At 69.9% G+C, this 4,422-nt stretch carries 5 protein-coding genes; 2 read left to right on the top strand and 3 right to left on the bottom strand.

Going from position 1 to position 4,422, the window contains the following annotated elements:
* The coding region (locus G3O00_RS40325) for a phage protein NinX family protein (RefSeq protein WP_206146329.1) at positions 1 to 241 on the bottom strand (241 nt) is incomplete at its 3' end.
* 347 nt (positions 242 to 588) lie between these two features.
* Between G3O00_RS40325 and G3O00_RS40320 the strand changes: the two genes are divergently transcribed.
* Together G3O00_RS40320 and G3O00_RS40315 are read left to right on the top strand one after the other, a co-directional pair.
* On the top strand, positions 589 to 1,668 hold the full coding sequence (locus G3O00_RS40320; protein WP_206146328.1) for a glycosyltransferase family 2 protein: 1,080 nt from the start codon (positions 589 to 591) through the stop codon (positions 1,666 to 1,668).
* 15 nt (positions 1,669 to 1,683) lie between these two features.
* Positions 1,684 to 2,937: a glycosyltransferase family 87 protein gene (locus G3O00_RS40315; protein ID WP_206146327.1), complete on the top strand. Its 1,254-nt coding sequence runs from the start codon at positions 1,684 to 1,686 to the stop codon at positions 2,935 to 2,937.
* On the opposite strand, the gene G3O00_RS40310 is transcribed toward G3O00_RS40315, so the two are convergent.
* A complete protein-coding gene (locus tag G3O00_RS40310; RefSeq protein WP_206146326.1) occupies positions 2,910 to 3,950 on the bottom strand; it encodes a TadG family pilus assembly protein in 1,041 nt (346 codons plus the stop codon). The genes G3O00_RS40315 and G3O00_RS40310 overlap by 28 nt on opposite strands.
* Positions 3,943 to 4,371, bottom strand: a complete 429-nt coding sequence (locus G3O00_RS40305; RefSeq protein WP_206146325.1) for a TadE/TadG family type IV pilus assembly protein — start codon at positions 4,369 to 4,371, stop codon at positions 3,943 to 3,945. Before G3O00_RS40305 ends, G3O00_RS40310 begins: the two co-directional genes overlap by 8 nt.
* Positions 4,372 to 4,422: the final 51 nt, after the last annotated feature.

The following is a 4,422-nucleotide window of genomic DNA, read 5'->3' as shown; positions in this document are numbered from 1 at the left end:
CCCGGTGCAGCACGGCCCGCCATGCGCCGCGCCCGCCGTCGCGCTCGAATCCGGCGAACGGCGAGCGCTCGACGATCGGGCCGCCGTCCGCCACCCCCGACGACGGCGCGAACGGCGTCGGCACACCGCCCGCGGTACGAATCGACGTGCACCCGGACGCATCGACGCGCGGGGCGTCGTGGCCTTCCGCGACCGCGACCCAGTAATCCAGCGGCGCACCTGTCAGCTCCTGGACTTGCATGGCTGTCTCCGTGACCATCGTCGTCAAGTCGACATGCTAACCGTTGCACACGCGCACGTTGCGGTCTCCGCTGGCGCCGCCGTGCGCTACGAGCGCGGCCGGCCCTGTCGCTGAAGCGTGACGCCCTGTTCCTTCCGCGCGGGGCGGTCAGGCGTCGAAACCCGGCCGCCGCGTCGCACGATACCGACGTCGACGCCCCCCGTCGACGCATCCGCCGCACCCGCATCGATTCGTGTTACGAATCCCCGAATCCTGCCTACAATGTTCAGAACGCCAGTCGTCCGGCCTGCCGCGGACGACAACCGGATCCATACGGTGCAGCGCAGGCCGGATCTCTCGGGGGACGTATGTCCGCGCATGCCAGAAAGCCACTGGTCTCGCTCGTCGTGCCGTTCCACGACGAGGACGAAGCCATCGATGCATTCTTTGCAACGACGCTGCCGATCCTCGAATCGGTCGAGTCGGTCCGTTTCGAGATCGTCTGCATCAACGACGGCAGCCGCGACGATACGCTCGGCAGGCTGATCGACGTCGCCGCCGGCGACCCGCGCGTGCGCATCGTCGATCTCACCCGGCGCTTCGGCAAGGAAGCCGCGCTCACCGCCGGCCTCGACGAAGCCGCCGGCACCGCGGTGATCCTGATCGACGCCGACCTCCAGGACCCGCCCGCGCTGATCCCCGCCATGATCGAACGCTGGCTCGCCGGTGCCGAGGTCGTCGCCGCGAAGCGCACCGACCGCATGTGCGACCCGCTGATGCAGCGCGTGGCCGCCGCGCTCTACTACCGCGTGCACAACCGCCTCTCCGAAGTCGAAATGCCCGAGAACGTCGGCGATTTCCGCCTGATGGATCGCCAGGTCGTCGACGCGCTGCGCGCGCTGCCCGAGCGGCGGCGCTTCATGAAAGGCCTGTTCGCGTGGGTCGGCTATCGCACCGAGATCATCGAATACACGCGTGCGCCGCGCAGCGGCGGCCGCTCGAAATTCTCCGGATGGCGGCGCTGGAACTTCGCGCTCGAAGGCATCACGAGCTTCAGCACCGTGCCGCTGCGCGTGTGGACCTACCTCGGGCTCGCGTTCGCCGCGCTGTCGTTCGTCTACGGCACCTTCATCGTCTTGCGCACGCTGCTGTTCGGCAATCCCGTGCATGGCTACGCGTCGCTGATCTCCGTGATGCTGTTCGTCGGCGGCATCCAGCTGATCGGCATCGGCGTGATCGGCGAATACCTCGGCCGCATCTACCACGAGTCGAAGCAGCGCCCGGTCTATCTCGTGCGGCGGCGCTATCACGCGCAGCGGGACGCCGCCGCGCATCCGGCGTCGAAGCTGCTGCAGTTCCCGCTCAAGCGCACGCACGCGGCCCGCCGCCGGACAGCGCCGCCCGCGGCCGCCGGCCACGGCGTCGCGCGCAAAGCGTCCGTCAAGTAACCGCGCGCACGACGCATGGATCTCGCCCGGCAATCGATACGATCGGCGGCCCCTCCCGTCCGCGCGTGGCTGACACCGCGGCGCGTCGTTGCGTACAGCGCGGTCGCGCTCGCGTGCTATGCGCTGTTCGCCGCGATCTGGATAACCGTCGTCCGTCACGCGCCCGCCACCGCGTCGTCACGCCCGGGCGCCGACTACGCGGTGTTCTGGTCGGCGTCGTACGTGATGCTGCACGGCTCGCCGTGGCAAGCGTACGACTTGCCGACCTTCTCGCGGCTGGCCGCCGACCTGTTCCCGCAGTTCCGCCGCGACGACCTCGTCGCGTGGCTGTACCCGCCCACCAACCTGCTGCTCGTGACACCGCTGTCGCTGCTGCCCTATGCAATCGGCTATCCGCTGTTCGTTGCGTTCGGTGTGATCGTGCTCGGCTTCGCCGCGTCGCGCGTATCGGGCCTCGGCGCGATCCCCGGCGCATCGCGCATCGGCGGGTTCGCGCTGGTCGCCGCCCCGTTCGTGTTCGTCACCGGGATGTTCGGGCAGAACGCGTTCCTGACCGCGTCGTGCGCGGCGCTGGCCGTCTGCTGGGCCGATCGTCGGCCGATGTGGGCAGGCCTCTGCATCGGCCTGCTGTCGGCCAAGCCGCAGATGGCGCTGCTGTTTCCGTTCGTGCTGGTCGCCACGCGCGCCTGGCGCACGATCGCGTGGGCCGCGCTCGCCACCACCGCGTTCGCCGCGTTGAGCGTCCTGATCTGCGGCGTCGAGTCGCTACACCTGTTCGTCGCCGGCACGGCGATCGCGCGCACGCTCCTCCTCGAACAAGGCGTGGTGTTCTGGCTCGCGTCGCCGGCGCCGTTCGCCGCGTTCCGCCTCGCGGGCCTGCCGCCTGGTGTCGCGTATGCCGCGCAGGCGTGCATCGCGGCGCTGGCGATCGCCGCCGCCTGCATCGTGTGGACGCGCTCGCGCGACATCCGCTTGCGCGCGGCGGTGCTGGCGGTCGCCACGCTCGCGGCAAATCCGTACGTGTGGCACTACGAGCTTGCCTGGCTCGGCATCGCGATCGCGTGCATGCTGGCGACGGGCTGGCAGGACGGCTGGCTGCGCGGCGAGCAGGCCGCGATCATGCTCATGTGGCTGCTGCCGGTCGTCGAATACCTGAACCCGTGGCTGCAATGGCCGCAGGTCGGCCCGGTCGTGACGCTGTTCGCGCTCCTCGTGCTGCTGCGCCGCGCCGGCCCCGGGGCTCAGAACGCGAGCCGCGGCGGCACGTAGATGCCGTAGTACGGCCCGACGCCGGTCGCGACGCCCGTCATCTTCACGCCGGCGACGAAATGGCCCTGGATGTACTTGTACGAGCCGCCGAGCGACACGTCGATATGGAACGGCGCGAACGCGACGATCGGCACGGTGGTGCTGGTCGCGGTCTGCGTGACGACCGGCAGCACCACCGTCGTGCCGACCGGCACCGACGTATAGAGCGTCGCCTTCACGCCGGTCGCGAGATTGATGCTGTCGCCGATGTTGAGCGTCGTCGGATTGCCGGTTGTCATCAGGCCGCCCATCGTCGTCGTGTCGGTCGCGGTCGACTGGAACGACGTCCACTGCCCGCCCATGCACAGCAGGCCGTAGACCTGGCCGTTCGTGATCGAGAATTCAAACGGCTGGCCCGTCAGCGGATTGATCAGCGGCTGGTTGGTCGACGCGTTCCAGTACAGGTTGTACACGCACTGGTCGATCGCGACCGGAAACAGCCCGCCTGCCCCGACCCCGCCCGGCGCCGCCAGCACCGCGACGGCGGTCGCGCTGTCCGATGCGCCGGGAATCCCCAGCAGCCCGCCCAGCAGCAGCGGAATCGAGCCGCCGTTCACGCCGGGTGCGCGCGACACGGTGACCTGTACCGCCGGCACGTCGTACTGGCCGGGCGTGATGGTCGTCGGCTGCATGGATGCGGGGCTGCGCGTCACGTTCCAGTATCCGGTGGTCACCGTACCCGTCGACAGCGCCGAACCGGCCGCCGAGTTCTGGGCGATCACGCCATTCGCCGCCGGCGCGGCCTGCGACCAGTTCACCGCGCCGCCGCTCGGCGACATCATCGCATCGGCCCCCGCGAGCGCGGCCGCGTCGGCCGCGTTCTGCAACTGGTTGTTCACCGTGACCACCCACGCGATGTCGATCGCCAGCGCGCCGAACGACAGCAGCGGAATCAGGAACAGCAGGAAGAACAGCGCGACCGAACCGCGCTGCCGTTCGGCGCCGGCGGGTGGCGTGGCGATCACGTCATTCATAGAGCATCACCGACGTCGCCGAGACGGTGACCGGGCCGGTGAGCGCGCTGAACGCGGAACCCAGCACGAGCCCCGAATACGTGTAGGTCACGGTCACCGTCAGCGCGGTGCCCGACGTCGTGCCGTTCGCCTGCGTCACGGTCACCGCCGGGGTCGTCGCGGTGCCGCCGGTGATCAGGCTGTTCTGCATCGCGTTCTGCGCGATGCTGGCGATCTGCGTCGTGGTCAGCATCGGCACGCGCAGCATGACCCCGGCGCGCGCCGCCTCGCGGCTCGCGTTCGTGATGACGGCCTTGTCGCACAGGATCAGGCTCGTATCGATGATGCCGATCAGCACCATCAGCAGGAACGGCAGCATCAGCACGAACTCGAGGGACACGACGCCGCGCGCGTGGCGCGCGCCCGCCACCCCGCGTGTCATTTTGCGGCCCCCGCACCCGGGGGCACGACGCCCGGCTCCAGCGCCGCGCCG

The sequence above is a fragment of the Burkholderia sp. Ac-20384 genome, from assembly GCF_017104605.1.
In the GTDB taxonomy this organism is placed as follows: domain Bacteria; phylum Pseudomonadota; class Gammaproteobacteria; order Burkholderiales; family Burkholderiaceae; genus Burkholderia; species Burkholderia lata.
This window is presented reverse-complemented; position numbering and strand designations above follow the sequence as displayed.

Coding starts and splice junctions, on each gene's coding strand:
- G3O00_RS40320 (WP_206146328.1), top strand. CDS start 589: ATGTCCGCGCATGCCAGAAAGCCACTGGTCTCGCTCGTCGTGCCGTTC.
- G3O00_RS40315 (WP_206146327.1), top strand. CDS start 1,684: ATGGATCTCGCCCGGCAATCGATACGATCGGCGGCCCCTCCCGTCCGC.
- G3O00_RS40310 (WP_206146326.1), bottom strand. CDS start 3,950: ATGAATGACGTGATCGCCACGCCACCCGCCGGCGCCGAACGGCAGCGC.
- G3O00_RS40305 (WP_206146325.1), bottom strand. CDS start 4,371: ATGACACGCGGGGTGGCGGGCGCGCGCCACGCGCGCGGCGTCGTGTCC.